The following is a 23,928-nucleotide window of genomic DNA, read 5'->3' on the forward strand; positions in this document are numbered from 1 at the left end:
GTATTGAGATGTTAATTTTAGGATAAGTATCACAAGGAATTTGCCATCTTCCTGCATTTATGTGCTAGTGGTATGGGCCCGGGTCCAAACAGGTACAATATTGGCTCTACACCCAGCCCCCCAGGAACATGAATGGCAGAATATTCTAAATCAAAACCGGAGGCACTAACAAGGGGTCGGGATTTTTTAACAATTTCCTCAGCACTCCGAGCCGCCGTTTGTACTTCAATGATATCGAATCCAGTTGCTTCAGCTGCTTCTAGAACCACGGATTCCCCGCTCAAACACAAGCAAGAATGGATTTTGTCACGTACCTTATTCGCCCAGAGCAGAATCTTGGCAGTGTGTTCAGAAGAACCAAACTCGGGTGCTCCTACGGCATGAGCACGGTTCTTAAGCAAAGTTATCCTACCAGGTATACTAATAACATCACGAATAGATTTGGGAGATGCATCACACGAAGCCAAATTTGCCCGTACTTGGGGAATGAGAATGTCAAAATTTGGCATCGTTTCAATTATCCGCACGGCCTCTTCCATGTCTTGTAAAAGCTCAGCGCGATTTGAGAATTCCTTCTCTTTATCTCCAAGCAATTCAGAGCATATTCTACAGTCAGCTTCTTCAAGAACAGGAATGAGCTCTCGATGACGCTTGCATGTTGAAGATCCGATTCGCAAGTACATGCAGGTTCTACAGATGGCCTTTACCGTTTGATCCGGTCGGTTGGTCCCAGTCATAATCATATTTGAAATATTGTCTACGAGACTCTGCAGATTCTCATCAATCTCAGGAGTGTTACCAAGATACTTGCTTACAGCAGCCTGCGTAATGCCCAGGGATTCTCCTATTTCGCTTTGTGACATGTCTTCTTCACTTAACCGTCGAGCCACGCCTGCCCTGATTTTTGGTAAGAGCTCGCGAATCACTATCTCGCATGGAGGCCGCATGTCATTATCACCAACAGAAACTATTTATTCAGCTTTCTTCCATAACTGAGTTGTATAACAGACATATAAAGGTGATACTCTGGTATGTCGCAAAGTGATTACAGCCCAAGGCAGGACCCAAAGAAGATAATCGCAGTTGTACTCATTGTAGTCGTCATCGGTGTATCAGTATATGGGATTCTCACATGGCCGAAACCCAAATTCAGAGTTTATACATACGACAGTTTCATGGCGTGGGGGCCAAACCCCGACGAAATCGACGATGAAGTGTTTTCGGCATTTGAAGAAGAGCACGGAATAGATGTACAAATCGAACGTCTTCAAACAGATGCGAGTGGCATTATTTCAAGATTAATTGCTGAAAGAGAGAATCCAGTCGCTGATGTGGTTATTGGCATTGACAATATCCTCATCCTCCGAGAAGATGCAAAGACCGTTTTGGAGCCATATACTCCACCCAACTTGGATGAGGCACTAGCAAACACATCCTTGGACCTGGTGGATGCACTTGATCCTGAGCATTATGTTGTGCCATTTGATTATGGTTTGGTCACCCTAATCTATGATATGCAGGAGATGAATGTCACAACGCATCCACAGCTCGAAAATCTAACATTTTCCAATCTTGCTGAGATGGCATCAAGTCTCGTTACCGAGAATCCACAGATGAGCAGCCCGGGTCTTAGTTTCCTTTTGAGTGAGATTGCTGTAGAAGAGAAGCTAAATGAAGAGGATTGGACCAATTGGTGGAATCAGGTTAGAAATGATATCGATGTGCAAGAGGGATGGTCAGAAGCGTGGAGTAAATGGGACAGTGATGAATCGAGGAGCCTTCTAGTTAGCTATGGAACGGATCCAGCCTATTCTGCATACATGTCAGGAAGCGAACCATCAACAGGGGTAGCACCAATCGTTCACAATAATCAAGAATATGCATGGGTGCAAATTGAAGGCATGGGCATAGTCAAAGGTGGGCCTCATCCGGATTTAGCAAGGGAGTTCATCCAATACTGTCTTACAGGGAAAGTCCAGTCCCATGTTGCAGTCAATCAATGGATGTACCCCGTCAATGGCTCTGTGGAATTAGATCCGGCTTTCCAGTATGCCCTTCATCCCAACGAAATAAATATGCTCAATAATCTGCTCAGCAAGAACGAGACTGCAACCAATCTTGAGTCATGGCTTGACGAATGGGAAAGCATTATGACAGCAGCCTAGATTCGGCGAAAAGGAGTACGAACAATGGACGTACGGGAAGTGAGGCAATATGCCACTATTGGGATTCCCGTCGCACTCCTGCTCGTATTCCTTGTCTATCCTGTTCTTTCAGTTCTTGCCAGAGGGCTTTTTGTTGGCCCCGGCTCTCCCTTCTTGGAGGTCTGGTCTTCACCAGTAACACATCGTGTCTTTAGGTTTACAATTGTCCAAGCAGTGGTTAGCACCATTGTTACAGTACTTCTTGGACTTCCCGGTGGAATCATACTCGCAAAATTGGACTTTCGTGGAAAAGAACTGGTTCAAGCTGCTATGCTTATTCCGTTTGTATTGCCTCCAATTGTCGTTGTAGTTGGTTTTCTCCGGATGTTCGGTCAGGGAGGCTTCATCGACTCTATTCTGATGTTCGTCCTTAGATCAGATACTTCAGTCTTGGATTTGGCCTCTGGCTTTACTGGAATAGTGCTCGCTCACGTCTTTTACAATATACCCCTAGTTGCTCTTATTGTATCAGCATCACTTGAAAGACTGAACCCTGAGATTGAAGAAAGCGCTGATATTCTTGGAGCTAATCCACTACAGAAGTTCAGACGTATCGTCCTTCCACACATTCTGAAGTCGATTGTCGCTGCCAGCCTGTTGACGTTTCTATTTTGCTTCATGTCATTTCCAATCATTCTTGCTCTTGGGCAGGGTCGCTACGCTACAGTCGAAGTACGAATTTGGAGTGCTTTTCGTTTCGCGGACTACGGAGAAGCCAGCGCCTTGGCGTTAATTCAGTTGATAATCACATTGATTCTGTCATATTGGTATGTGACCATTGGTAGATCAGATACTAATGCTACAGGGCAAACGAGAGCTGTAAAAACAGTTCATTTTCGAGATCTCAGAGGAGTCTTTCAGTTCCTTGCCGCATTGTATACAGTCTTCGTATCCATCCTAATCGTGGGACCCATAGTTTCGGTATTTGGCTCCTCATTCTACAGTCCAATAACAGATGAGTTCACACTACGGGGTTTCGTCAATCTAGTGCAACTGGGTTCAGGGAAAGGACTTCGGCCACTTATCAACTCCCTTTTCTATGCTACTCTCTCAACTTTCTTTGCGGTTCTAATTGCTATACCACTAGCATATCGCCAACGGTTTGATCATTCTCGGGTTGCTACTGTAACTTCAGCCATCACGCTCTTGCCCTTGGGAATATCATCCATCACGCTAGCTTATGGCCTTATGAGAGCAATTGCTGTACCACTGGGCTTGAGTACAAATCCGTGGCCTCTCATCGTCATCGCTCAGACAATAATTGGCCTTCCGTTTACTGTTCGAGCAATTGAAATCGCAGTGAAAGACATAGATCGATCACTGATTGAACAAGCAGATTTGCTTGGTGCATCGAGGTTAGAAAGATTGTTTTTCATAGAGCTGCCGCTTATTGCTCCTGGAATACTAGTAGGTGCCACATTCTCTTTTGCCATGGCTATCGGAGAGATGTCCGCAACATTGTTCATAGCACTCCCGCAGAATACTACATTGGCAGTAGCGATATACCAATATCTAGCAGTCCGGAAGTTTGTTGAAGCAGGAGCAGCGGCTCTAGTTCTTACTCTTTGCTGTTCTGCGGCCTTTCTATCAATTGAACGTCTATCCGACAAAGCTGCCGGAGGTGCGCTTTAGATGGTGGAAGTCGAAATCGCCCAGATGAAGAGAGAATTCCGTGATGGTACCAAGGTGGGGCCAATCAGCTTGAAACTCGAAGACGGAGAGCTGATGGCCTTGCTAGGTCCCAGTGGTGCCGGAAAAACAACTACACTTAGGATGGTTGCAGGTTTCATCAAACCTGACAGTGGCAGACTCCTATTTGATGGGAGGGATGTCACATACCTAAGCCCCACAAAGCGCCAGATTGGGATGGTCTTTCAATCGATAGCGTTGTTTCCAAATATGGATGTCTTTCATAATATCGCCTTTGGGCTCGAAATGGAAGGATGGGATAAGGACAGAATTATAGACAGAGTGAGAGAGCTGGCGGCTGTCTTCAGTATAGAGAACCTGCTTTCACGGAACATTGACGAAGTCAGCGGAGGTGAAGCACAAAGGGTAGCGCTTGCCCGTGCGGTTGCCAAATCACCACGTCTCCTACTTCTCGATGAGCCGTTATCAGATTTGGATCCCATTCTTAGAGAACGTCTTCAGGTTGAAATTAGAAAGATTCAGAGCGAGCTAGGAATCACTACAATTTATGTAACACATAGCCAGACAGAGGCTTTCTCCGTAGCAGACAGAGTTGCTATACTACAGAAAGGTACAGTAGCTCAGACGGGTACCGCAGAAGAGCTATACAGTGAACCAAAAAACGAGTTCGTGGCACGTTTTGTAGGAAGTGGTAATGTTTTTTCGGGCCTCGTCGAAAAGCAAACCGAAAAGATGTCAAGTATCAGAATCGGAGATAGTCTACTTACAGTAAAGGGCGTTTATGAATCGGGAAGCAAGATTACGTTCACAGTGAAGCCTGCAGCAATCAGAATCACCGATGCCAAAGAAGGCGGTGGAACGGCAACTGTCCGATCGATAACACCACAGATTGGAGCGTATAAAGCGACAATGGAGTTCAACGGAGAACCGTTGGTCGTTCTCGTGACTGAATCGGAAACAGCAGCGAAACTCAGAAATAAAAGAGGGGAAAACGTGGGATTCGGCTTCGACCCTAGAGACGCAGTAGTCTTATCAGAAGAAAAATAGGACTAAAAACTACACTCAATCGAAAGAAACAGGGGAATATAAGATAAACCAATAAATATCATATATGAGTTAGAACTGTTGAAGCTAAGAAATGGGGCCAACCCATTCTTCAGCTCCTAAAAACAGGGAAAACCCCGGTTTGTGTAGGGATAACTATGGTAACTGGTTACAAAGTTTCAGAAGATGGTACACTGCAAGAACAGGAAATAACAAAAGATTCGTTGGATTCAGGTGAAGTCTTCTGTGTTGTTGATGGTGAAACCAAGAGTATCTTCCTTTGGAAAGGAAGTCAGGCAGGAATAAGAAGGAAATTCATTGGCGCGCGAGTAGCTACAAATCTACGAAGTGAATATGGTTTCCATTTCAGTGTCAGACCACTTGATGAAGGAGAGGAACCGCCTCCGTTCTTCGTTGCCTTAGAGGGAGAAGGAGCAAAGAGAGTAAAGAAACCAGGTGTAAAAACCCCTCCAAAACCCAAAAAGAAACCGAAGGACTCGGCAAAGAAGGAACCGAAGAAAGAACCAGAAGTCCCATCTTCAAAACCAGCTCCGCCACCGAAAAAAGTTCCAGAAAAGAGGACTCATGAGAAACCACCAACACCGCCTCCAACCAGCAGCGGAGCAAGTACAACACAGACCAGCTCCCAACCAAAAGAACCTGCCCCGGTTGCTAAAACAGCAACTAAAGCGCCAGATGATGAAATCCAGTCCATGATTGAACAGCTGAAGAATCAAAGCCCACCAGAAGGCTATGAACGTGAATTGGTCATCATATACAATGAGCTTTACACTGTAGCCGAAAAGAAGACCTCAATCTTCGGAAAGGAAAAGATTGAGCACGAAATAGAGAAGGTCAAGGATCCTCCAGAAGGAACATTCATGGCTGAGGGATTCATTCCACGCGTCATTGTCAAAGATGGTACCGTATTGGGAATCGAGCTCCTTAAGGGCACTCCAGACGCCATTCTAAGCCCCATAAAAGTAGAGATGAAAGAAAGACTGGGCGATCTGATTACCTTCTTCAAAGAAGAGGTAGAAGAGGAAACAGCCAAGAATAAAAAGGCAGGCAGTAACAAAGGCAAAAAGAAACTCGTTGCTAAATGAGTTTCAAAAAAATCTTGGAGGAGAAGAAAACGTCCGCGCAATTAGATCCCGAAAAAGAAGAAGAGCTTGTAGAACTGCTGATGGGACTCACCAACTATGCTGATATGGATGCGATTGCAGTAGTGAGCAAACAAGGAGTGAAGCTCGCCTACTTCGCCACAGAAGAATCTGACGCCGACCCCGATCTTATGGCAGCTGTAAGTGCAGCTCTCCTGGTACAGGGTGAGATGGCAACCGATAAACTAGCCCTGGATGAATTATACGAGGTCATCGTCCGAGGGAGGGATGGTTTTGTTGTCCTCTCTCATGCAGGTGATTTCCTCATCATGGGGTCTGCGAAAGACATAACCTCAATGGGGCTCGCAGTAACCCAGATGCGAAAGTACGCCAAGGAAATCGGACGCCTTTTAGGAAAATAGATGGTTTCAACGGCCAGCATCATAGGAGCTACATAGAGGATAATGGGTAGCAAATTGGAATGATTTTTGATATCCAGATAGAGTATTCCAAAACCCGTATATACAAGGACATTTTCTCTGCATTCGCCGGGTAATGAATCATGAAGATGAGTATTACTCCGCGAGCTGCAAATCTAGAATACGCAATTCGAGATATTGTAGTGGCGGCTCGAGCATATGAGAAACGTGAAAATAAGGCACCGCTTTACCTCAACATAGGCGACCCGCTCAAGTATGACTGGGAAACGCCAGATTTTATGGTAGAAGCGCTTTGTTCAGCAGCAGAAGAAGGTCACAATGGCTATGCACCATCCGAAGGTAAGGACGTTCTGAAGCAAGCTGCAGCAGACAAAGAAAAACGAGTAAATGACATCAACATAGACCCTGAAAGGATCATTGTCACTACTGGTGTTTCCGAAGCAATCCAATTCCTTGCAGGTGCACTTGTAGAGAATGGATCCGAATTTCTTGTGCCAGGACCGGCTTATCCGCCGTATATTTCATTCATCAGTTACTTCGGGGGCAAACCTGTAACATACTGTACAAACGAAGAGGACAACTGGAACCCAGATATTGATGATCTCCGCAGCAAAATCAATGAGAAAACAGCTGGAATCCTAGTCATCAACCCCAACAATCCAACGGGGGCAGTCTATGATAAATCAGCTCTGGAAGAAATAGCTAATATTGCCGCTGAGTACAAACTCCCGCTCATCAGTGACGAAATCTATGATCAACTGACCTATGACAAAAAACAAACACCTATGGTCAAAGCAGCCAAGGACGTGCCAGTGGTTGGATTCAATGGAATAAGCAAGGTTTACCTCGCCCCAGGTTGGCGAATTGGATATGTCTACTTCCATGACGATGACGGAGAACTAGAGCCCTTGCGAGATGCTATGGTTCGACAGGCGAGAATACGAATCTGTACAAATGGGCCAGCACAACATGGCGCAGTTGCGGCCCTGAAAAGCAACGGCAGTCATCTAGAAAGCGTGATGCAACGACTAAGAAAGCGAAGAGATTTCATTCATGAACGGCTCAATGCTATAGACTCCATTTCAACAACGCTCCCCCAAGCAGCATTCTACATCATGCCCAAAGTTGATCTTAAGGGCAGGTGGAAGAATGATAAGGAATTCGTCTTGGATGTACTGAATGAAACAGGCGTAGTATTCGTCCCTGGTTCAGGCTTTTGTCCGAAGTATGGGGCTAATCACTTTAGAAGTGTCTTTTTGCCACCACTAGATACACTTGAGAAGGCCATGAACAGACTGGAAAGCTTCATGCAGAAGCATTAGCATTTTCGCTTAGCTAGTCGGGTACCAAATCAGTATCCTGTTCAAAGGCGTTGAGGATTTCTGTCTTCATAGACCGAATCTCAGCAAGACGTCGCTCCACATTGTCTGCGTTTTCTTGTGCCTTCTCACTAGCTTGTCTTTGACTCTCCGAGGCTTTGGCTAATTGTGTTTTGAGAACTTCAACCTCGGATAGCGCAGCTTGGATATTCTCAGTTGCATCTTCAGACGATGCCCTCATCATGCCAGGCTCCTTCCCAGGGATTTCCCGTACAAGAGAAGCTGTTTCTGTAAGGGTGTTGGATATTCCGTCGATTTGCTGTGTCATAGCATCAAGTAGCTGCTTGGTTCCGCTTGATGAAGCCAAGTCCTGCATACGATTCACAGCAGGAACAAGCTCAGTATCAATGTCTGAGAAGTACTTCTCAATAATATCCAAAACATCACCTTTCAGGGAGGTAATGGCGGATGAAACAGCACGACGTTTTGCTTCTTTCCGTTGTGTCTGAAGAGAATTCCTCAAAGCCTCATCGGCGAGTAGGTCGTCCAGTTTGTTAATGAGTTCGTTGACAATTTTCACTCTGGACTTCGCAATATCCAACTCACCAGACTCGAGTTTTTCTTGTGCTTTGTTCAGCGAAGATTTCAGCTGCTTCAGAATTCGTTCTAGAGGCTCTTGGTCAAAGGGGAATTGTTCAAGAGAAGTACTAAGGAGCCCGATTCTGCCCTCAGTAATATCCAAATCCTGAGCAATCTTCTCGCTTTCCTTGTAGTCTTTGAGAGTAAGAATACCAGGTCCAATCTGGAGAGAGTATTCAGTTTTGAGTCGATCCGAATAGGAACCCCGGAGCAGGATTTCATAATCGCGAGATCCCATCATTTCTTCAGCTGCCTTTGCGGTAATCTGAAGCTCAACTGAATCATCAGCCCCGATAGTTTGGAATTGTTTCCTTACATCTCCAGAAACGAGTTTAAGACCATCGTCTAGATGCCACTCCACAATCACATTATGGGCAGCTCCCTCACCAACATTGTTTACTACAGCAACCAGTCCCAATTCCTCTGAGAAGGTCATGTCAATAGGTAGTTGGAGACGACCTGTCAACTTGGGAGTCTGAAGCTTGCCACGGAGGATCTCCCGAACCATCTCGAGACCCTTGTCCACATATTTCGCGAAGTATGATGCTTTTGCGCTGGAAAGGGCTGGCTTGAGTTCGGATATAGCCATTGTTTCAGCCTCCGAAAAAGCCTCAATATTGATATTGGCAATGGCTTGTTCCAGTTTGTTAATGAGACCTGACAGCCGCTGAACAGCGGGAAAACTCAGTTTCGAACCGTACTGATTTTGAAATTCACGAGCTTTCTTGAAGGCCTTATCTTCCTGTCCAATCATCACGTACATCAGACACGATGTCATAGCCAAGGCTGTACCATTTTTCGTTTCTGCTGGTTCGTCCCACATCAGATGTTCAGATGCTGCTGCATAGAGATCATCTGCCGCACTCTCATAAGCACGAATTGCTTCGCCTGCTTCTGCAAGGTGGGAGTAAACATCACCTGCTTCTGACGAATTGCGCGCAGCAATTTTGTAGCCTTTTGAACTTCGATATTCTGTTGCAGACTCGATATAGGCTCTTGCAGCCTGAACGAAAAGCTCCCTCGCCTTTGAGCTGTTTCCGCTAGACTCAAGCTCCTTTGCTTGCCGGAGGAGGTTGCCTCCTCCCGATTGTCGACTAGCATCTTTCCGTGATTCTTCAATTATCCTAGATTTCCTCTCTTCAGACATCCGATTATACCTCCCAAGTGCCGTTTGGTATCCTATAGGCATCTCCTATAGCATATGCACTTATTCTAGGGACCTATTGATTTACTCGAAAATCAACCTAATAGACTTCACGTGGTGATTTCTTCAGTCGGTCAGGCAATCCCCCGCCGTGGCCTTGGATTTCCAAATCATATCCTCGTCCAATTCGTCCGCGATTGCTTGTTTGGAATCCAGACTTCTGAATGGAACGGGCATTTCGTTCTGCTGCACGTCGCTGAATCATACTTGCACCAGTTGGTATAGATAGAATCAGTTTTTTCTGTCTATCATCGATTTCCAAAGTTATTGGAGCAGTTGCTTCGCCAGCGCATTCATGAAATTTGCTGTCTCGATACTCAAGAGTCGTCATTGTATAGCACCATTTTATGGTTGATGATTCTGTGTTTGTCATTCTAGCATATTAGGGTTATCGCGATAAAGGCCGTAATTAAGCCAGAAAATCCAAAAAAGATGAGCAATGGGGACCATTATTGCAGTCCCCAAGCTGATTGGTAGTGTTCAGTATTTCATGTAGCCGTGATCAGTCCGGAGGTGGAGGTGCAGGAGGAGTGTCTCCTTCATCAGTATCTATTGGTCGCAGGACTGAATCTCTTTTCTTACTTGTTAGGAAGAAACCAGCAACTATCAACAGAAGGCCTACAATGGCTATGACTGCACCAATTATCATGGTATAGCCTTCAACCAATGTAATACCAAATGAGGGCAGTAGCGCTATGATCGAGCCCGCGATAACAAGTAGGGCACCAAAGCAGACTGGGCCACTTCTAACATACTCTCTAATTGTGAGATATGACATGTTCGTAATCTCCCTTCATAATAACCCAAATGGTTATCTCTAACTCAGTGCTAATATCTTCACGATTTAAGATTATCTCAGCTATTCAGGGGAGTTCAACGACACTGTAAGGCGGCACCCTTCATCTTCGAGTTCGATTTTTGTCCCACAATCAACAGCTTCAGCCACATGCTCTGCAATAAGCTTATGAAAAATGCATGGATATCTGGCAGGAAAAGCTCCTTCAATAGCCTCATAGTTGTTCGATTCCTGGAGGAGAGCGCATTTGTCGACTGTTACTCTCAGAGAATTTTCATCGGAGTCTACAACCTGACTCTGGTGCGAACATGCAAGTATGAGATAGGCCAGCTTGGCCACAGGTGAGGTAGGATTTCCCCTGTTTTTCCAGGACCGAACGATTCCTAGAGATGCTTGTCGGAACATGAGATCGAGATGACCTTCTGGCAGGGAATTGCCATAAGCGGCCATTTCAGAAAGTATGAAAGCGTGACTCTCTATGATAGTTCTGATTTCTTCCTCAGGTTGTTTTTCAGAAATAATTGGAAGTTTCTCAACCGTAACTGTCTCAAGAATTGGTTCTTCCACAACCGGTTCCTCTTGAACTTGGGTAGTTCCTGTATGTGAACCGTCTTCATAAACTAAATCTGGCACTTCGTAATCAGGACTAAGACCTGACTGTTGATATCGTCGCGCAAACTGCATGAGTCTTCCGGCAGCTCTAGCAACTGTGTGGCGACTCAGACCTTCAAGGCGGATATGCCCGTAGATCACGCCAACAACGTTTTCAAGCATCAGTTCGGGGATTTCTTTCTCAGCAAGGATTTTCTTTCCGCGAACAACCCTTACAGCCCAGTAGTCCCCCAATACACCCATCTGGCCTGCATATGAGCTATTTGGGATGCCAACTAAGGGCGAGATAGGATAGAAGTCAGACATGTCGTATCATCTCACCGAATTCCATTCATCCAATCCTTCACAGACAACAAGAAAAGGGTATCGCCAACAGATACAGGTTCACGTCCCATTAAGCAAACTCAACGCGGAGAGTAAGTATGGTATGTGGATCTACATGGATTTCGGCCTTCTTTCCATCAAAACTCACACTACCAATAGTCTCTTCGCACATATCGGTCAATTCTATGCTGTTGAGTTCTCTATGAAATTGTAATTCTGAAGTTCCCTCATTTCCGCAAGGCTCATACAGCCTGAGAACATATTCGTGGGGATTCTCAGTGGGTTTTAGACATGATAGGCACAAATCACAGCCTTCAATTTTCAACCATGATAGCTCCCTGTTGGCATCAGACGCCAACGAGCCGTCAATAAGGGAGCATAGTAGCGGGATTCTATGCTCGGTTGAACGTCTCCAGACCTTGGCTTCTCGCCAGTCACCATTATGAGGGATAATTGAGCCTCGAAAGGTATGCATACCTTCTTCTTTTGCTAAAGGCGTGGCCACTTGGTCGTCATACTTGCCGTGAGAAAGCCAATCCACACTTCGAAGAAGCGTTACTTCAAGGATACCATCTTGGTAGCTGTATTCATGTAAACCGACATTTGAGAAGCACACACCAGTATTTGGACCTGAACAGTCTACCCAGTCCAATGCTGGAAAGTCCTTTGATGTCCTTTGACTGCCACAATCAGGATTTCCCAGAAATCGCGTTTCACTTCCAAACTGGGCTCCAACAACAACACGATCCGAATAGGTGTTGGTTGGGAATCTGAGGCGAACTCGTCTATGTACGCCTTTGAAATTCAGATTCGTTTCTGTGTCAACCCGTCGTATAGATTTGTAAAGAGTAAACCGCTGCGTGAAAGGGCTTTCAGAAATCGTGCTATGAATTTCCGCAATTGCTGCTACCGGCCCGCTTTCTATGACTGCCATGTCACCCTCGTTGCGAGATGAATCCAGTTTCTGTTTTTCAGAAGCAAGCTGCGAAGAATCGTGAGCATATAGATCACCAACCTCGTTTTCAACTGATATAGTGTGCGCCATTCCATTGAAAACCTCCGCTCCATTGGTCTTATCGAACAATCGGCATAATGATCCGCTGTACTCATCGAACTCAATAACAAGCTCGTTGGACTCCATCCAGCTATCACCACATTCGAGGGGATCATCAAATTCAGACTCCTCAGCACCTTCTCTAACATTGTATATTCTGAATCCTGTACTCGGCATGTTTTCAGCTATGAAAAGTAATTCCTCAAAACCATTCTCAGTCTCAATAATTTGGTGGGGTACAATTTCTCCCTCTGAATCCACGATTTCAATATTCTTACCCAGCTTAGCATCATCGAGATGGACTCGTGCTACGTCGGTTCGAACCCAAGATAACGGATTTACAACCAGAATCGAACCCAGACCTTCTTTCGTCATGAGTTCTGTTGCCAATGTCTGTAGCTCGTTCTCCAGTATCATATCTGCTTTTTCGACAGCATTGGTGTATCTTCTCAAAGCCATTCGATATGGTTTGTCTCCACAAATTCCCCGTATGATGTTATGATCTTGATTGAATAACAGCATTTTCCAAACATTATCGAGAGCTTTGCTTCTGTTATGGTTCTGTGAAAGTGCAAGACAAACTTCGGTCACATACAGAAGGCTTTCCAGTCTCCTGTTAAGCAGCTTCAATTCAACACGAGAACTCAGGCCCCCAGAAGCTATATGGCGAAAACGATTCGAAAGCAAAGGACCACTGATTTTTGGCAATCTCGCCTGAACGGACTTCATCTTTTCGACATACTCTAATGGTGTGACAATGGTGCTCGCCATATCACCGAAGAACTCATTCCAAGCTTCAATTACCTCTGAAAGTTGCATTGGAGGTGCCACCAACTCTCCCCCCATAGCCAGAAACAGATTTCCGGATATATTTCGTGCCATCTTCTTTTCAATGGCAAGCATGACTTGCGAGAAAGCTTCTCGTTTGGATTCCGAGAGCCAAGCAGCAAGGTCATATCCCTCTGATAACCAGACTGCAAATACTCTGCTTCCGTCAGGGGCAACTAAAGAGAATTCACTAGGGCCATCATATGGCATGCCTCTTGAGAAAAACAATGAATCAATACCGGACAACCGAAGTATTTGTGGAATTTGACTGCAAAAGCCAGCAGAATCGATTGCCCAGCCGGTTTGGATGTCTACGCCAAGTTTTTGTTTTGCATATCTCTTACCGAATAGAAACTGTCTTGCGATTGATTCTCCATCAGGGATAACGAAGTCGGGCATTACATAAGTTCCACCAACCAGTTCCAAGCTTCCTTCTAGAATTCGCTCCTGTAGCGCATCCCAGTAGTTTGGAAAAAGCTTCTGGAAGCCTTCAAGAAGTGTAGTTTGACCGATGCAAAATCGATGCGTATCATCTCGATCTAGGAAATCAAGGGCAGCTTTGAGATTCCAAGCTGCCATGCTCATATTGTGTTCGTATGTCTCAACATCAGCATTATCAAAATGAGAAAAAGGACAAATATTGAGAACCGAACGCTCCGATGAATCCACCATTAAGACCTCGATTTCTGTGTTGAATACTGAGGCCTACAGACTGCCTTATAGAGGTATTCGGTCTCTTCTTTTGGATAATCGAGATAGCAGATTCATTTGTAACAGAATAATGGCATCAATACTCAGATACTAAGCAAAGTGACATCAAAAAAGAAGAAGAAAAGGGACGAAATAAATCGTCCCCATTCCAAGGTGGCTTTAGACATAGCCAGAAAGTTGTTCATCATGGCTTGGTGCTCTACGACGCACACGTTCAGCCTGAGACTTGTACCGTTCCTTGTCTTCTGCTGATATACTTGGCCTAACCTCATCCATGGCGCTCTTGAAATGCTTCATTTCTACAGGTTTGGCCTTCCAGTCTTTTCTCACAGCCGTCATCGCCGCTTCTCTGCAGAGACCTTCGATATCCGCACCGGAGAATCCTTTAGTCATTTTGGCAAGTTCTCGTAGGTCAACATCGTCAGTCAATGGCATATCCCTGGTATGAACCTCGAATATCTCAACTCGGGCATCCTCATCAGGTGGAGGAACAAATATTACCGAATCGAATCTTCCGGGCCTCAATACAGCAGGATCGAGGATATCTGCTCGGTTCGTTGCACCAACAACCAGCACATTCTGAAGTGACTGCATGCCATCAAGCTCTGCAAGGAACTGATTTACAATCCGCTTGCTCACACCAGTTTCATCCCGCATGCTTCTATGACCCATGACGGCATCTATCTCGTCAAAGAACAGTACACATGGTGCGGTTTGTCTTGCCTTTTTGAAAATCTCTCGAACAGCCTTTTCAGATTCTCCAACATACTTGTTGAAGATTTCTGGACCTTTGATGGAAATGAAGTTGGCCTCGCTTTCAGTAGCAACAGCCTTCGCAAGAAGGGTCTTACCAGTTCCAGGAGGTCCAAATAGAAGGACACCCTTTGGGGTGCGAATGCCCATCTCTTCAAAGACATCAGGATGCTTCAAGGGAGCCTCAACAGCTTCTCTTAGTCTGCTCTTGACCTCGTCTAGACCACCAACATCATTCCATTGAACGTTTGGTGATTCAACCATAACCTCACGCAGTGCAGAAGGTGAAACTTCCGACATCGCGGCCTCAAAGTCCTCGTGCGTGACGTAAAGATCATTTAAGATATCTGCAGGAATGTCACCCGTTTCTGGGTCAACATGAGGTAGCACCCGTCTTAGAGCGTGCATTGCAGCTTCTCGAGCAAGAGACTCCAAATCAGCTCCGACAAAGCCATGTGTGACATCAGCAAGGCGACCCAACTCAAGATCTTCCTCAAGAGGCATACCTCGAGTATGAATCTGAAGAATCTCCAATCTACCTTGTCTGTCAGGTATACCAATGTGGATTTCTCGGTCAAACCTGCCAGGTCGTCTCAGAGCTTCGTCGACGTCATCGGGACGATTCGTAGCTCCGATCACGATTACTTGTCCACGGCCTTCTAGGCCATCCATGAGTGACAAGAGCTGAGCAACTACCCGTCTCTCAACTTCACCAGTGACCTCAGCCCGCTTGGGCGCGATACTATCGATCTCGTCAATGAAGATGATACTCGGAGCGTTTTTCTCGGCTTGCTCAAATACTTCGCGAAGCTTCTGCTCAGATTCTCCATAGAACTTGGACATGATTTCAGGGCCATTGATAGCTTGGAAATTGGCACCAGACTCATTTGCTACAGCTTTCGCAATGAGCGTCTTTCCTGTTCCAGGGGGTCCTCTGAGGAAAACACCCTTTGGCGGCTCAATCCCGAGTCTCTTGAACAGATCAGGAGACTTCATGGGGAGCTCTACCATTTCGCGTATTTTCTGCAATTCCTTGGAAAGCCCACCAATATCCTCGTATGTGACCTGTGGGACTTGGGTATCCTCTGGCTGGACCGGCTTGGTTCTGATTTCAACCTTCGTCTGACGGTTTACTTTAACATGTTTACTAGGTGATACGGCGGTCACATGGAATTTCAAACCGGAACCAATGGAGGCAACCATAAGTACGTCTCCACGCGTAAGCGGCTTATTGAGAATCTGTTTCTTCAGATAGGTCTCGAAACCACCGCGAAAGCGAATTGGCTGACTTGGAGCTAGTACGACGCGGGTTGCGTCAGGAGGATCTACTTTCTGTAGTTCAATAACCTCACCCAGCTTAGCTCCGGCATTCTTTCGAATCAACCCGTCCATCCGAATCATATCGAGTACTTCATCTTCTTGTAGGGCTGGCCAAGCAACTGCAACCGTTTCCTTGTCTCCTTTGATAAGCACGTAGTCTCCTGACCGGAGACCAAGATCTCGTCTTATCTTGGAATTCAATCTAACTATACCGCGGCCTTGGTCTTTTGGCATCGCCGCTGCTACCTTCAATTTCACTGTATCTTCTGACATTCTCTCTCACATCTCCCTCATTCTGGTTTAAGGAGACCTTCATTGAAGTCCGAAGAAGCATCTTCCTTCTCGGATTTGACTAGGGTGATCTCAACTACTCCATTTCTGAATGTCATCTTTGATTCTTCGACGTCAACCGCAAATGGAACTTCGAAATCATGACCGTGTGAAGCAGCTTCACCCAGTGTGACTTCAACTTCTCTCCCTTCAATATGAGCTTCAGGATTATCGCTATTCTTACAATTGTCAATTACAATAATAACTCTATCATCAAGGTCAATGCGCTCTATCCGGTGTTCTTGCTCATCAGATTCGCCCATTCTGGGAGTCGTTCCCTGTTCAGCCTGGGGACCGATTCTACGCGTTTCGCCCATCATACCACCAAACGCAGGCGAACCAGAGAAGAACTGGCGAAGCATTTTGCGAAATAGAGCGTCAAATTCATCGAAATTATCATCAATATTTGTCATAATATCCTACCTCCCATCCAGTGAAGTCCCGGGCGGCTTTATGCCGCCCTGAGAGTCACAAATGGGACTCCGTTTTGTGCATGTTTGCACGTTGGTCAACTAGGGACCAACTGTTACTATAGTACCAAGTAGTCCCTAGATATATAAATGTTAGGAAGGGTACGTGCTATCCATCATTTCTCTAATGGTAAGTACAAGTCATATATCGAAGAAAGAGAATGCAGGCATACCCAAAACAATCAAGGAACATCTACTCCTTCTTTGGTGAGGATATCTCTTGCTGTAACGACGCCAGATACCGATGATTGCATCAAGCCTCTTGTTATACCGGCTCCGTCTCCAATCGCATATAGATTCTCGACTTCCGTCTCAAGTGAGGCATCAACCCCGATTCGCGAAGAATAGAATTTCACCTCTACTCCGTATAGTAGAGTACCATCGCTCGCCACACCCGGACAGAGTTCATCCAAAGCCTCCAGCATTTCCATTATCGAGCTAAGATGGCGGTATGGGAGAGCAAAACTAAGATCTCCAGGACAAGCTGCAGGGAGGGTTGGCTCCACTGGGCTTCTAGAAAGCCGTTTCTCCGTGCTTCTCTTTCCTCTACGAAGATCGGATAAACGCTGGACGAGGACACCATCTCCCAGCATGTTCGCCAGTCTAGCTATTGATCTACCATACTCAATTGGTTCATTGAATGGTGCCGTGAATTTCGTTGAAACAAGAAGAGCAAAATTCGAGCTTCTGGTTTTCTTGCTTGCAAAGGATTGACCATTTACGGTGAGAATCTCATCATAGTATTCTGTCGTGACATAGCCCTGCGGATTAAAACAGAAGAGCCTAACCTTGTCATCAAATTGCTTGCTGTAGTATATCAATTTGGGCTCGTAGAGTGCCTCTGCTATATCTGCCATGACAGGAGCAGGTATCTCCACACGCACACCGATGTCAACATAGTTGCTTTCGGTTTGTAATGATGGAAACCTTTCAGCTTGGTTTGATAGCCATTCGTTGCCTACCCTCCCAGGAGCAGCCACTACATATTTGGCCCGGACAGATTCTTCTCCGTTGTTTGCTTCGACTCCTACTACTTTGGAATCCTCGACAAGTAGCTCTTTAGCCCCAGTATTGAAATTGATTTCAGCATGTTCGGATATTTCATCATACATGCTGGTCATAACACTGATGCAGCCCTCTCTCCCCATATGGCGTATCTGCTGAGGAATTAGTTCCATTCCCGCCAAAGCTGCTTTTCGAGAGTATTCCTCAATCTCGTCTTGATCGCAGCCATAGGTTTTCTCTGGAGCACCATGTTCAAGGTAAATATCGTCCACGTATCCTATGAGTTCGCTCAGACGATCCATACCGATTATTTCATCGAGCCAGCCACCTACTCGGGGTGAAATCGTTAGTTTACCGTCAGAGAATGCTCCTGCACCACCCCACCCTGCTAAGATTTGGCAGGGTTGGCATTTCTTGCATCCTCGTGCTGCCTTTGAATTGGGACAGTGTCGTTCTTCAATAGGCTTGCCGCGCTCCAGTATTTTCACCCGGAGTTCTGGTTTATTCCTCAGAAGCTCCAAAGCACAGAATATACCGGCAGGACCACTGCCCACAATAGCAACATCAAAGTCCATCAGGGTCTGACTCCAATAGGAGGTACTTGACAACCGCACGCGACGCACGAGCACTCCAACTTAAGGCTTTTCGTAAAGGAGACTCACAGAATATGGTCGCCACAATGCATACGTAAATATGAAGAGAGAATATCTGCAACTTGAAGCCAACTATGACTCGTTGCTCTCTTTGCGGAAAAGAAGACCTTTGTTTCACGTGTCCATACTGCAATATGCCGTACTGCGCAGATCATAGACTGCCTGAAAACCACAATTGTCCAGCTATGAAAGAGGTGCATGAACGAGCTCGAGAGAAGCGATTGAGGCCGCAGGCACCAAGAAAGGTGGAACCCGAACAGAGCAAGGGGTTATCCATTTCACTGCTTCCCGAACTAACATCACAACCGAAGAGAAGAAGGAAGCAGAAGCGGTTTTCACAAAGAGAAATCAAGGATTTGCTCATCGCTTCAGTATTGGTAGTTCTTGTTGGTTTATCACTAACCGGGAACCCACCTATTATCGGGGGGTTGGCTTGGTTGTTTTCACCACTATGGTGGTACCCAGTAGCAACCATCAGCCTGTTTCTTACTGCTTTCATGGTACACGAGTTGGCACACAAATTCACATCACAAAGCTTTGGACTGTGGAGTGAATTCCGCATGACGCTCCAGGGCTACATACTTTCCGCAATGGCCATTTTGTTCAGGTTTCCAGTGTTTGGTACCGGAGCCGTCATGACCAGAGGAAGAGCAACACTTGAACAACATGGTAAAGCCAACTTGGCGGGACCATTATCCAATTTCATTATGGGTTTGATTCTGTCAGGAGTAGCAATCATCTTGTCTGTTTTGGGAATCTTTGTTTTTCCAGCCAACTTCATCATTACATATGGCATACAACTGAACGGCATCCTTGGCCTGTTCAACATGATACCGGTTCAACCATTTGATGGGGGTACGGTGCTGCAATGGAACAAGAAAATATGGGCAATCCAAGCAGCTGGACTAGCCGCGCTTCTCATATTCGCATTCTTCGTCCTCTAGCTATTGTGATGTTGGGATAACACTACGCTTCATAGGTAATCAGTATCACATGGGAGCTGTAGGCTAGGTGAAAGAATACTATGCTATCAGCTGGCGGCGCAGATTCCAGTTTGAAGGAGTTATCAGTCTCCGCTTGGTTCTATCGGAACCGTACCATCGCCGGGTTTGACAATCCGGCCCGATCCCTGTATGTTTCAGTAAGGGAATTAGTGGAGAATGCTCTTGATGCCTGTGAAGAGGCCAAGGTACTACCTGAAATATCGGTATCACTTCAGAGAGAAAGCTCGCTGGATGATGGCGAAGATCTTTTTGCGGCTGGACCTCAGCTTTACTGTCTGACCGTTGAGGATAATGGAACCGGTATATGCCCAGAGAATGCACCTAAGTTGTTAGGCAAGATGCTAACGGGTACAAAATATGCCCAGAAACAGAGCCGGGGAACATTCGGTCTCGGTGGGGCTTTAGCCCTCCTTTATGGACAAATTACAACGCAGAACCCCATAGAAATCAAAACAAGAGAACATGGGGAACCCGTGGGGCATAAACTTGTTCTACAGCTTGATATTGAGGCGAATGAACCAATAATCCTTGAAGAAACAGATTTCCCGAAGAATCAGGCAGGTCACGGCACTACAGTTTCTTACCATCTCAAAGGTGACTGGCTGAGAAGCAAACGAAGAATCATTGACTATTTCAGGCAAACCAGTATCATCGCTCCCTACGCGTCTCTTAGATTTGAAAATCCAGATGACGAGCATCTCCTATTCAAACGTGTAACAAGCTCCCTGCCCGATGTGCCTTCTGAAATGAAACCCCACCCAGAGGGAATAGATCTAGAGATGCTCAAGAAGATGTTAAGTGTAGCGGACAATTGGACATTGGCCGGATTCTTAAGAAGCGCATTTCATCGAGTGGGAGAAGTAACCGCCGAAAACCTTCTGGAACACTGTGGACTCGATGCAGAGAAAAATCCAAGTGACCTGACAAAAGCCGAACTAAAGCAGCTCATGAGGGGTATAGACACCTTTGAAGAGTTCCTTCCCCCTTCAGCTTCTGCTCTGTCCCCAGCTGGCGAAGAAGTTCTTTCAGCAGGAATCAAAAGGCTCGAACCACAATTTTTTGCCGTGTGTCGGAGAAAACCAAGCGTATACGAAGGGCATCCATTTATCGTCGAAGTGGGTGTGGCCTACGGTGGAGAAATCAAAGAGGGTTTGGACCTCTATCGTTTTGCAAACCGAATTCCCTTGCTATACGACGAAGGCTCGGACGTATCAAACAAAGTTATGCGGGAGTTGAATCTTGGAAACTATGATTTGGATGAACAAGATAAACTCGCTTTCTTTACACACATATGTTCAACCCAGATTCCTTACAAGACAGTCGGTAAGGAGTATATCGGTAATGTGGACAGCATCAGACGTGAAATTGACCTGGGTTTCAAACAGTGTCTTCGAGATATTGCAACTAACGTGAGAAGAAAACATAGAGCGCGAAGAAAACGGCGAAAGAAGAACAAATTGCAACAGTATTACAGATTCATATCGAGTACGCTTTCAGAATCCACAGGTCAAAAAGTCTCGATTGAAGCTCTTTTTCCTCAAGGGGGATGTAATCAGTGACCGAACGTAGGACAGAGATTCGAGCTGACGACGAAGTAGTTCCGCTCATCAATAACGTGCTAGACACACTTGCAGATACTCTTAATGACGGTTACTTCCCAGAAATTGGCTATTACGCTTCTTCCAAGTCAAATGTTGAATACGAGCCCGAATCGGGGTATACACACGTGGATGATTCCCCCTCGTACATGGATGGGCGCAAGGTGAAAAGCGCCAAAATGATTGCTGGGCTTACATACGGCCTATCTAGATTCAAAGAGCATCTTGAGCAAGGTATGTCGATGTCATTGCGTGACTTCTACTACATGCATAAAGTCAAGGACGTAAAACAGGTCCTGAAAATCGGTAGCCAGAATGAGACTAACCGGATTATCAAGTTGTGTGAAAGGATTCTACGGAAAAATGGTCATTCGGTGCCTCGTGAGGAATTCGGCGTTGTAAGCTCTCCAAAAGGCACCTTCTATGGCGATGTCACTCTCTCTGATTTGTCAGGTAAAAGAATCACATGTGATGCAGCCGGCGAGTATGGCTGGTTCATTTCGTCAAGGCCCTCAGAAGTTGAAATTCATGATTTGAATATTGAGGCTGCAGTTTTTGTAGAGAAGGAAGCTATGGCGCGAAACCTGATTGAATTGGAAATCCCCGAGGAAATTGATATTGGAGTCGGTGCTCTTTTTGGACAACCCGGTCGCAATATGCGAGCATGGATTCGTAAGCTATCACAGGAAGAGATCCCGATATTGGTTCTTGTGGACATGTCTCCGTGGTCTCTGAGAATATTCTCGACAATCCAAAGCAATAGTATAGAGCTAGCCAACATCCAGGGTCTAGCAGCTCCAGATGCCAATCTCATTGGCCTTACAACAGATGATTTCTGGACAAGTAACGGGCTACTTGCATCTATTGAACATACGCTTGAGCCTATGTCGAAATCTGATATGAGATGCGCTCGTCAGAACAAGGACATACCGGCAATCAAGGAAAACGAGATTCTCAAGCGAGAAAATGATGTTCTCATTCAAAAACGACGAAAAGGAGAACTCGAAGCTTTCAAGGCCTTTGGAATGCCTCTTGCTGAACTGAAAGAATTCTACATTCATTACATCCGAGAGAAGGCCCGTCAATATGATGTGAAACTGATATAAGTCGCGAATGGCTTTGATGAGTCGAGGATGGCTGTGATGTCCCAAAAGAGGGAAGAATTGCTTGGATTGTTTGACGAGTTCAAAAACGAGCTCGTAAAAGTGATGGATGACCGGGATGCATTCGAAGAGAAGAATGAAGAGCTCCGGAGTGCACGTAGAGAAGCTGAAGAGAAAGCTTGGGCTGCAGAGGAGAAACTTGAGTCCCTAGAAGAAAGACTCAGTAAACTTGAAGCCGAAAACGACAGGCTGGAAAAGGAATTAACCGAGAAAACAGAGAAACTTGAAGAACTGAAAAGTCAGCTTGAAAGTGCAGAAACAACTAGAGATCAAGAACTGGAAACTCTGCGGACAGAACGCGATGAGCTTAAAGCTGAGATGGGACAAATCACTCAGAAACTGGAAAGGGTTTCGGAGTTGTATCGTGAAACATCAGCAGAGAAAGAAGCATTACAAGAGAAGGTTGATGTCAGTGATTTACTAGGCGTTTACGTGTTGCTTCTGGAAACAGTGTTCTATGGTAAACCACATGCCCGAATACTTTATACTCTTCATGATACGCAAACCGCAATAAACAGAAAACACTTAGCAGACAGCACGGGGATTCAACCTGCACAAGTTCTCAAGGCCATTCATGACTTGGCAAATGCCAATCTCATTGAATATGATGAACAAACGCAGGAAGCGAGATTGATAAAAGACATCCTTTAGGGATTGGTAAGTGTAGCTTCCGAAACGAAGGTACAGGTTGAGAAATATTGAGTGATCGCAGCATCATAGGACAGCCCATAAAGAAGCATGTGAAAAGATACAATTTATGGAGGAAAATTGATTCCATTCTTGGTTTGCTGGGGGACGATGCTAAGAACGTGGTATCTTGGGCATATAGAGAAGCAAAACGGCAGCTTGAAGAAGAAGGAAAGAACGAGAAGAAAATTGGTTCAAATGCGTACAATCTCCTCGCCAAAGAAGCAGCCATTCGACTTGTACAACAAAACCACGAATATGGAAAAATGACAACGAAAAGCGAGGTGCGCAAAAAAACAGGCTATAACGCGATGATGCCCAAGCTTTTCAGAGATGCAGGCGTCAGACATCCTCAAGAAGCTAGAAATCTCAGACACAATCTATTTCATCATGCCTTTTCGCTACTGATTGAGAAGATTCTACCCGATACCACCAAGAGCATCCCCTCAACAGGAGGCAAACTATCTCCTGATTTGCTTGTTAGAGGGGGCAATCCGGAATGGTCTATGTCTGTAGAATACAAGGGATACAGATCGATAACGCTAGTTAGTGAATCAGAATTGTTGAAAGCTATGAGATATCAGGCAGAATATGGTTCCTCGTGGCTTGTAACGACCAGTACAAAAAGTGTGAGGGATTTGTATGGGTCTGAGATTACATCGAAAGAACTGATTGAAAGGGGACTTCCTCGGCTTAGAAGAATCAGCAGAAAACGGACATACACACAGGAACAGAGAGAGAAGCGAGGTATAGCTCTCAAGGGAATCAGGCATCTGAAGAAACAGAGAGGAATCAACCTAAAGACGAAACTGGTATCAGCTGAGAAACTAATAGAATCTTGCCAGAAGGGAGAACCAATCAAAGGTGTGGCAATAACAACAGGCCTAGAGATGAAGGAGATGTTGCAGAAAGAAGGGCTTGAAGAAGCCGCTAACGATGTTCTTCGAGTGATGAAACTACCCGCCCAGTTATTGCACAGTGATAAAGTCACTTCCTTGCGATTAATTGGGTAGAAAA

At 45.5% G+C, this 23,928-nt stretch carries 20 protein-coding genes; 11 read left to right on the top strand and 9 right to left on the bottom strand.

From position 1 onward, the window contains the following. Positions 1–29: 29 nt before the first annotated feature. Positions 30–947 (bottom strand): hypothetical protein, encoded by a 918-nt coding sequence (locus GF309_16575; GenBank protein MBD3160397.1) that lies wholly within the window; start codon positions 945–947, stop codon positions 30–32. 84 nt (positions 948–1,031) lie between these two features. On the opposite strand from GF309_16575, the gene GF309_16580 reads away from it, so the two are divergent. From GF309_16580 to GF309_16605, 6 genes are all read left to right on the top strand, one after another. Further along, entirely contained in the window at positions 1,032–2,165 is a 1,134-nt protein-coding gene (locus tag GF309_16580) for a thiamine ABC transporter substrate-binding protein (protein MBD3160398.1), read from the top strand. A gap of 24 nt (positions 2,166–2,189) precedes the next feature. Further along, on the top strand, positions 2,190–3,836 hold the full coding sequence (locus GF309_16585; GenBank protein ID MBD3160399.1) for an ABC transporter permease subunit: 1,647 nt from the start codon (positions 2,190–2,192) through the stop codon (positions 3,834–3,836). After that, positions 3,837–4,901 (top strand): ATP-binding cassette domain-containing protein, encoded by a 1,065-nt coding sequence (locus GF309_16590; protein MBD3160400.1) that lies wholly within the window; start codon positions 3,837–3,839, stop codon positions 4,899–4,901. Positions 4,902–5,056: 155 nt separating this feature from the next. Further along, positions 5,057–6,004 carry a hypothetical protein gene (locus tag GF309_16595; GenBank protein ID MBD3160401.1) on the top strand — a complete coding sequence of 316 codons (948 nt, stop codon included), beginning with the start codon at positions 5,057–5,059 and terminating at the stop codon, positions 6,002–6,004. Next, positions 6,001–6,423 carry a hypothetical protein gene (locus GF309_16600; GenBank protein MBD3160402.1) on the top strand — a complete coding sequence of 141 codons (423 nt, stop codon included), beginning with the start codon at positions 6,001–6,003 and terminating at the stop codon, positions 6,421–6,423. The genes GF309_16595 and GF309_16600 overlap by 4 nt, the downstream gene beginning before the upstream one ends. A 140-nt stretch (positions 6,424–6,563) precedes the next feature. Next, complete coding sequence (locus GF309_16605) at positions 6,564–7,763, top strand: aminotransferase class I/II-fold pyridoxal phosphate-dependent enzyme (GenBank protein ID MBD3160403.1); 1,200 nt, start codon at positions 6,564–6,566, stop codon at positions 7,761–7,763. A 13-nt stretch (positions 7,764–7,776) separates the two neighbouring features. Here GF309_16605 and GF309_16610 read toward each other — a convergent pair whose 3' ends face one another. From GF309_16610 to GF309_16645, 8 genes are all read right to left on the bottom strand, one after another. Then, positions 7,777–9,546 carry a hypothetical protein gene (locus GF309_16610; GenBank protein MBD3160404.1) on the bottom strand — a complete coding sequence of 590 codons (1,770 nt, stop codon included), beginning with the start codon at positions 9,544–9,546 and terminating at the stop codon, positions 7,777–7,779. A gap of 97 nt (positions 9,547–9,643) precedes the next feature. Then, positions 9,644–9,934 (bottom strand): hypothetical protein, encoded by a 291-nt coding sequence (locus GF309_16615; GenBank protein MBD3160405.1) that lies wholly within the window; start codon positions 9,932–9,934, stop codon positions 9,644–9,646. A 171-nt stretch (positions 9,935–10,105) separates the two neighbouring features. Then, positions 10,106–10,381, bottom strand: a complete 276-nt coding sequence (locus GF309_16620) for a hypothetical protein (GenBank protein ID MBD3160406.1) — start codon at positions 10,379–10,381, stop codon at positions 10,106–10,108. 81 nt (positions 10,382–10,462) lie between these two features. After that, complete coding sequence (locus GF309_16625) at positions 10,463–11,317, bottom strand: hypothetical protein (GenBank protein ID MBD3160407.1); 855 nt, start codon at positions 11,315–11,317, stop codon at positions 10,463–10,465. Positions 11,318–11,405: 88 nt separating this feature from the next. Next, positions 11,406–13,889 carry a hypothetical protein gene (locus tag GF309_16630; GenBank protein MBD3160408.1) on the bottom strand — a complete coding sequence of 828 codons (2,484 nt, stop codon included), beginning with the start codon at positions 13,887–13,889 and terminating at the stop codon, positions 11,406–11,408. Between the two features lie 198 nt (positions 13,890–14,087). Next, complete coding sequence (locus GF309_16635; GenBank protein ID MBD3160409.1) at positions 14,088–16,259, bottom strand: CDC48 family AAA ATPase; 2,172 nt, start codon at positions 16,257–16,259, stop codon at positions 14,088–14,090. Positions 16,260–16,291: 32 nt separating this feature from the next. Beyond that, positions 16,292–16,744, bottom strand: a complete 453-nt coding sequence (locus GF309_16640; GenBank protein MBD3160410.1) for a hypothetical protein — start codon at positions 16,742–16,744, stop codon at positions 16,292–16,294. A gap of 239 nt (positions 16,745–16,983) precedes the next feature. Then, positions 16,984–18,381 carry an FAD-dependent oxidoreductase gene (locus tag GF309_16645; protein ID MBD3160411.1) on the bottom strand — a complete coding sequence of 466 codons (1,398 nt, stop codon included), beginning with the start codon at positions 18,379–18,381 and terminating at the stop codon, positions 16,984–16,986. A gap of 152 nt (positions 18,382–18,533) precedes the next feature. Between GF309_16645 and GF309_16650 the strand changes: the two genes are divergently transcribed. From GF309_16650 to GF309_16670, 5 genes are all read left to right on the top strand, one after another. Beyond that, on the top strand, positions 18,534–19,403 hold the full coding sequence (locus tag GF309_16650) for a hypothetical protein (protein ID MBD3160412.1): 870 nt from the start codon (positions 18,534–18,536) through the stop codon (positions 19,401–19,403). An 80-nt stretch (positions 19,404–19,483) separates the two neighbouring features. Further along, on the top strand, positions 19,484–21,022 hold the full coding sequence (locus GF309_16655) for a DNA topoisomerase VI subunit B (GenBank protein MBD3160413.1): 1,539 nt from the start codon (positions 19,484–19,486) through the stop codon (positions 21,020–21,022). Further along, positions 21,019–22,167 carry a hypothetical protein gene (locus tag GF309_16660; protein ID MBD3160414.1) on the top strand — a complete coding sequence of 383 codons (1,149 nt, stop codon included), beginning with the start codon at positions 21,019–21,021 and terminating at the stop codon, positions 22,165–22,167. The genes GF309_16655 and GF309_16660 overlap by 4 nt, the downstream gene beginning before the upstream one ends. Positions 22,168–22,203: 36 nt before the next feature. After that, positions 22,204–22,875 carry a hypothetical protein gene (locus tag GF309_16665; protein MBD3160415.1) on the top strand — a complete coding sequence of 224 codons (672 nt, stop codon included), beginning with the start codon at positions 22,204–22,206 and terminating at the stop codon, positions 22,873–22,875. A gap of 47 nt (positions 22,876–22,922) precedes the next feature. Further along, positions 22,923–23,924 carry a hypothetical protein gene (locus GF309_16670; GenBank protein MBD3160416.1) on the top strand — a complete coding sequence of 334 codons (1,002 nt, stop codon included), beginning with the start codon at positions 22,923–22,925 and terminating at the stop codon, positions 23,922–23,924. The last annotated feature ends 4 nt before the right edge of the window (positions 23,925–23,928 follow it).

It is taken from the genome of Candidatus Lokiarchaeota archaeon (genome assembly GCA_014730275.1).
Taxonomy (GTDB): domain Archaea; phylum Asgardarchaeota; class Thorarchaeia; order Thorarchaeales; family Thorarchaeaceae; genus WJIL01.

Bases quoted from the DNA above. Each gene is read 5' to 3' on its own strand.
- GF309_16665 (MBD3160415.1), top strand. From the start codon at position 22,204: ATGTCCCAAAAGAGGGAAGAATTGCTTGGATTGTTTGACGAGTTCAAA.
- GF309_16595 (MBD3160401.1), top strand. From the start codon at position 5,057: ATGGTAACTGGTTACAAAGTTTCAGAAGATGGTACACTGCAAGAACAG.
- GF309_16650 (MBD3160412.1), top strand. From the start codon at position 18,534: ATGACTCGTTGCTCTCTTTGCGGAAAAGAAGACCTTTGTTTCACGTGT.
- GF309_16590 (MBD3160400.1), top strand. From the start codon at position 3,837: ATGGTGGAAGTCGAAATCGCCCAGATGAAGAGAGAATTCCGTGATGGT.
- GF309_16610 (MBD3160404.1), bottom strand. From the start codon at position 9,546: ATGTCTGAAGAGAGGAAATCTAGGATAATTGAAGAATCACGGAAAGAT.
- GF309_16585 (MBD3160399.1), top strand. From the start codon at position 2,190: ATGGACGTACGGGAAGTGAGGCAATATGCCACTATTGGGATTCCCGTC.
- GF309_16620 (MBD3160406.1), bottom strand. From the start codon at position 10,381: ATGTCATATCTCACAATTAGAGAGTATGTTAGAAGTGGCCCAGTCTGC.
- GF309_16615 (MBD3160405.1), bottom strand. From the start codon at position 9,934: ATGACGACTCTTGAGTATCGAGACAGCAAATTTCATGAATGCGCTGGC.
- GF309_16625 (MBD3160407.1), bottom strand. From the start codon at position 11,317: ATGTCTGACTTCTATCCTATCTCGCCCTTAGTTGGCATCCCAAATAGC.
- GF309_16655 (MBD3160413.1), top strand. From the start codon at position 19,484: ATGCTATCAGCTGGCGGCGCAGATTCCAGTTTGAAGGAGTTATCAGTC.
- GF309_16600 (MBD3160402.1), top strand. From the start codon at position 6,001: ATGAGTTTCAAAAAAATCTTGGAGGAGAAGAAAACGTCCGCGCAATTA.
- GF309_16645 (MBD3160411.1), bottom strand. From the start codon at position 18,381: ATGGACTTTGATGTTGCTATTGTGGGCAGTGGTCCTGCCGGTATATTC.
- GF309_16575 (MBD3160397.1), bottom strand. From the start codon at position 947: ATGCGGCCTCCATGCGAGATAGTGATTCGCGAGCTCTTACCAAAAATC.
- GF309_16640 (MBD3160410.1), bottom strand. From the start codon at position 16,744: ATGACAAATATTGATGATAATTTCGATGAATTTGACGCTCTATTTCGC.
- GF309_16630 (MBD3160408.1), bottom strand. From the start codon at position 13,889: ATGGTGGATTCATCGGAGCGTTCGGTTCTCAATATTTGTCCTTTTTCT.
- GF309_16580 (MBD3160398.1), top strand. From the start codon at position 1,032: ATGTCGCAAAGTGATTACAGCCCAAGGCAGGACCCAAAGAAGATAATC.
- GF309_16605 (MBD3160403.1), top strand. From the start codon at position 6,564: ATGAAGATGAGTATTACTCCGCGAGCTGCAAATCTAGAATACGCAATT.